General features: G+C 38.2%; 5 protein-coding genes. 1 reads left to right on the forward strand and 4 read right to left on the reverse strand.

Annotated elements, in window-relative coordinates; all coding sequences use genetic code 11:
* Positions 1–200: 200 nt before the first annotated feature.
* The 4 genes from HY841_10280 to HY841_10295 all read right to left on the reverse strand — a co-directional run bounded on the left by HY841_10280 (position 201) and on the right by HY841_10295 (position 2,528).
* A complete protein-coding gene (locus tag HY841_10280; protein ID MBI4931140.1) occupies positions 201–485 on the reverse strand; it encodes a type II toxin-antitoxin system RelE/ParE family toxin in 285 nt (94 codons plus the stop codon).
* A 332-nt stretch (positions 486–817) separates the two neighbouring features.
* On the reverse strand, positions 818–1,468 hold the full coding sequence (locus HY841_10285) for an N-6 DNA methylase (protein ID MBI4931141.1): 651 nt from the start codon (positions 1,466–1,468) through the stop codon (positions 818–820).
* A complete protein-coding gene (locus tag HY841_10290; protein ID MBI4931142.1) occupies positions 1,465–1,851 on the reverse strand; it encodes a hypothetical protein in 387 nt (128 codons plus the stop codon). Before HY841_10290 ends, HY841_10285 begins: the two co-directional genes overlap by 4 nt.
* An 11-nt stretch (positions 1,852–1,862) precedes the next feature.
* On the reverse strand, positions 1,863–2,528 hold the full coding sequence (locus HY841_10295) for a hypothetical protein (protein ID MBI4931143.1): 666 nt from the start codon (positions 2,526–2,528) through the stop codon (positions 1,863–1,865).
* A 249-nt stretch (positions 2,529–2,777) separates the two neighbouring features.
* Here HY841_10295 and HY841_10300 point away from each other — a divergent pair.
* Positions 2,778–3,231 (forward strand): hypothetical protein (locus HY841_10300; protein ID MBI4931144.1); only part of this gene is annotated, 454 nt, incomplete at its 3' end.

The raw sequence follows: 3,231 nt of genomic DNA on the forward strand, positions 1-3,231 counted from the left end.
ATATTTATAAGACCTGCCAGAGTTAGCGTAAATATAGGCAAACCAATAATGCCACAGGATATGAATGATAAATCTTTATTGGAAATTGCAAAAAAATCCATTCAAGACGGCTTATGCAGCATAAGACAACCAGAGCAGACAGCGGGTGGATAACTTCGGGTGACGTTTACCGACTGGGCTGTTCTTATTGTTTTCTTAAATTATTTTAAGCCAATGAAATCCCGCTTCCCATGAATCAGCGCAAGGACTTGCACGCTATCTGGCAGAATTTCGTAGATAAGACGGTAAGAATAGATAAAGATTTCTCTGATGTTTGGGTCGTCTATTTCCGGGACAATCCTTCCAATTTCAGGAAAGAGATTTAGTTTCTCAGACTTGTCAATAATATCTTGCGATACCTTCTGTGCGTAATATTTGGAATCCCTTGCGATATAGTCATGAATGTCCCTTAAATCAATCTTTGCAGGGTTAGTCCATATTACCACGACTGCATCTCTCTCCTGAGTTCTTCTATGGATATAGTCTCCCCGCGCACTGTGGCCTCTTTGCCCTTCCTGACCTTGTCAATTACATAAAGTTCATACATTATGTCGTCAATGTTCGCCGATTCGGGCAATTTGGAAATCACATTGATTGCATCATGCTTCAAAGTCTCCATTTATCGCACCTCCTTCTTTATTTTCCACTATATAACTATTTTATTATTTTTACAACGGTTTTCAGGGGGCAATGAACATATAACGTTTTGGGGCTTGGTAAAGTGGCGGTATTAGAAGCACTTTACTGTCCTACGCTACAAAAGTTTATTTAAAATTGCTTAGTTTTTTCGCACTGTCTGCCCGCTTGCAGTAAGCCCTCGTTGGGCGTAGTTGTTTTTTCTTGTGTTGGTGAAAAGTTTAAGTGTCTGTCGGTCTGTCCCAATTTGTTCACCGATTAAATTTGATATGTCAACGACAGCACCATGCTCAATGAACACTTCATAAAATCTGTCGTAGTTGTTTCCCCAATAAACCATTGCACAAGCCATTGGAGCACCTTTCCCACCGTCTTGTCCGTTTTCAAGAAAACGAAGTCGTGTGTCGTAAAGAAAACAAATTGCTCGTGCCTTAGTGAAAACATATTTTTTCCAATGTGCTGTGTTTGCTGCAATAGGAACAAGAGCTAATACTTCTGAATTATATTCTTCGTAAGCATGAGCGCATCGTGCAAGCCAACTTTTAATTGTTGTTCCTCTTCCTTTGTCAATTCCATATGGTGGATTAACATAGATTGTCGGATAGTTCCAACTCTCTTTTAGTCCGTCATGCTTTGGCAAAGTGTATTCTACTTTCGCTTTTACAACCGAATATTCATTAGAGCATGGGTCTAAATCAATGTGTCCGCCCAATACCTCTTTGACTGCCTTTACATATTTGTATGGCGTTCCCCAACTTTGACTTAAAGTATTTATGTTTCTTCCAGCACTCATTTTAAAATCTCTGTCCAGTTTTTATTTTTTAATTCTCTTAACTCATCTTTTAAAGTAGATAACTTTTTTTTCTTGGGTGAAATGGTGTTGAACCAACCTTCAATCGTGTTTAGATTTTTACTGAAGTAGTCCAGTAAAATTCTATCTGCTTCAATGTTCATCTGAACTTTGGTGAATTGGTTTTTCTTTTTTGTCGCTGTGTAACTTGAAATAAACGCTTCACGAATTGGAGCAAATTCTTTTGTTGGTTTGAAAAGTAATTTCTCAATGAACTCTGCAAGTCCATTGTCAGTAAGGAAAAGTAACCAGTCATAAGATTGTGCAAGAACTTTTAGTTCTTTGTTTTGATTTTCAGAAGTGAACCAATTGCCGTGATTGCTCACAACGCCAACTGTTAGAATGAACCGTCACTTTTGTAAATGATGCCGTGAAGTTCCCCATATTCAGTCCTGATTTTTTGAAGTGAAGATGCTGACCGTGCTACATAAGCACCTTGTTTGGCTTTTTCGATTGTTTGAGGTCCCTTGCTCATTCCTTCTTCTACGCCAACTCTCTTGCATTCAAAAACTGAATATGGCTTTCTGTTTTGTTCGTAAATGTGAAGTTCAAACTTGTCGCCTTTGTCTGCTTTGATACTGCATAATAGAAAAGAATTTTTTGAAGTTGCAATAGTGCAAGCGTTGCGAAGAACACCGTTGTTCAAAAGTTGATTTGGTTTTATTTCAAATCCGTTCAAGTCATATTTTTGTTCTTCAAGTGCTTTGAGAATTTTGTTGGCAGTAATTGACTTGCCGGTCTTGTCAATTGTCAAAAACGAACTGCGAATAATTGGATGAAGCGAAAATTCAACATTGTGAGTAATGTCGGGGTTGCCATATTCTTCAAGTCCTCTTTCAATGGAGATTTGATTATTCAATCCCCATGTCTTTATGAGATAGTAAGTAATGATTTCAACTATAGTCCCAAGTGCCCGTCCCGCTGCCTTTTTTGAGTCCTTTGCATAATGAAAAACATTTTCAACTAACGCTTTTTGAAGTTTGTCTACCGATTCGTATGCCATATTTTATTTTTCCTTTTGTCAAAGATAGTTTTTAAAATATTACTGTCGTCTTTTACAATTACACCCAACTTGTTTATTTCCGCATTGCGTATATTCCTCTAATTTTGGAGGGATAGACGCAATGCGAATATACTCAATCTATCAAGACATTTTCCTTGCGTCAAGGAGGTTTTTGTCTTTTGTCAGGCTTTTACATCCTTGAGATTTTTGTATTAAAATGCTATGCAAGTTATATAAAACGCTTGCGAGATGCCGTCTTATAAAAAAGGGTATTTTCATATGAAAGGATTTGTAACCCCTCTCGGTTCAAAGGAAAGTTTGTCTTCTAATATCGTTGGCACAAAGGCGTCAAACCTTGCTTCCCTTATTTTAATGGCAGGCAAGGAAATACCTCTGCCGCCGGGCTTTTGCATAACTACAAATGCGTACAACACATTTTTGGATGAGCATGGTTTGTTTCAAAGGATAGCAGGCATCCTAAAAGGTGTTGACATATCCAATCCCCATCTTGTCGGCACAGTAACAGAAACAATACATGACATATTGAAAAAGGCAGAGATACCTGCCGCTATAATGGAAGAGGTAAACTCCTCTTTTGACTCCCTTCAAAAATTAACAGGCATAAACGAATTAAGGGTTGCTGTCAGGTCGTCTGCAATAGGAGAAGACCTTTCATCCGCATCATTCGCAGGACAATACGAGA

This window comes from Bacteroidota bacterium, assembly GCA_016213405.1.
Taxonomy (GTDB): domain Bacteria; phylum Bacteroidota; class Bacteroidia; order Palsa-948; family Palsa-948; genus Palsa-948.

Coding starts and splice junctions, on each gene's coding strand:
- HY841_10285 (MBI4931141.1), bottom strand. CDS start 1,468: ATGAGTGCTGGAAGAAACATAAATACTTTAAGTCAAAGTTGGGGAACG.
- HY841_10295 (MBI4931143.1), bottom strand. CDS start 2,528: ATGGCATACGAATCGGTAGACAAACTTCAAAAAGCGTTAGTTGAAAAT.